This is a genomic window from Actinomadura logoneensis (genome assembly GCF_003428695.1).
Classification (GTDB): domain Bacteria; phylum Actinomycetota; class Actinomycetes; order Streptosporangiales; family Streptosporangiaceae; genus Spirillospora; species Spirillospora logoneensis.
In genome coordinates, this window is record NZ_QURH01000441.1 from 1 (window position 1) to 963 (window position 963).

General features: G+C 76.9%; 1 protein-coding gene. It reads right to left on the minus strand.

The window, feature by feature from the left end; all coding sequences use genetic code 11:
• Positions 1-164: 164 nt before the first annotated feature.
• Entirely contained in the window at positions 165-797 is a 633-nt protein-coding gene (locus DZF91_RS23185) for a class I SAM-dependent methyltransferase (RefSeq protein WP_117359489.1), read from the minus strand.
• Positions 798-963: the final 166 nt, after the last annotated feature.

The following is a 963-nucleotide window of genomic DNA, read 5'->3' on the forward strand; positions in this document are numbered from 1 at the left end:
CCCTGCCCCGAACCCAGCCGTGCGGCCCGCTCCGCCCGGACGGCCCGGACCGCCCCGCGCGGGCGTCCGGCGACCGGCGACCGGCGACCGCGGGGTGACTAGAACCCGTTACAGACAGAGGCTCCCGCACGCGAGCGCGCGGGAGCCTCTCGGGATTCGGCGGGTCAGGCCACGCGCTCCAGGACGCGGAGCGAGCCGACGACCCGGCGCTCCTCGAACTCCCCGGACTCCAGGGCCCGCAGGTACACGTGGTACGGGGCCTGGCCGCCGTCGGCGGGGTCGGGGAACACGTCGTGGATCACCAGCGCGCCGCCCGGCGCGACGTGGTGCGCCCAGCCGGTGTAGTCGGCCTGCGCCAGGTCCTCGGCGTGCCCGCCGTCGATGAACAGCAGCGCCAGCGGCGTGCGCCAGAACGCGGCGACCGTGGTGGACGTGCCGACCACGGCGACCACGACGTCCTCCAGCCCGGCGGCGGCGATCGTCTTGCGGAAGGCCGGCATGGTGTCCATGCGGCCGGTGCACGGGTCGACCAGGGACGGGTCGTGGTACTCCCAGCCCGCCTGGTTCTCCTCCGAGCCGTGGTGGTGGTCGACGGTGACGACGGTCGAGCCCGTCCGCCGCGCCGCCGCGCCGAAGTAGACGGCCGACTTGCCGCAGTACGAGCCGATCTCCAGCAGCGGGGCGTCCGCGCCGAACCTCGACCCGTAGGCGTAGGCGGTCTCGTACAGGGCCAGGCCCTCGTCCTCCGGCATGAAGCCCTTGGCCGCGCGGGCGATCCGCAGCAGGTCGGCGGGCATGCCGGGAACGCCGTCCGGCGCGTCCGGGCCGACTGGAACGCCCGAACCCGCCGGGTCGGCCGGGACGCCGTGCGGCGCGCCCGCCGGGGCTCCGGCCGGGGGCCGTTCGGCGCCGCCCGACGGCGCGCCGGCGGACGGCTCGGCCGGTGCGGCCGGGGTGCTGGTC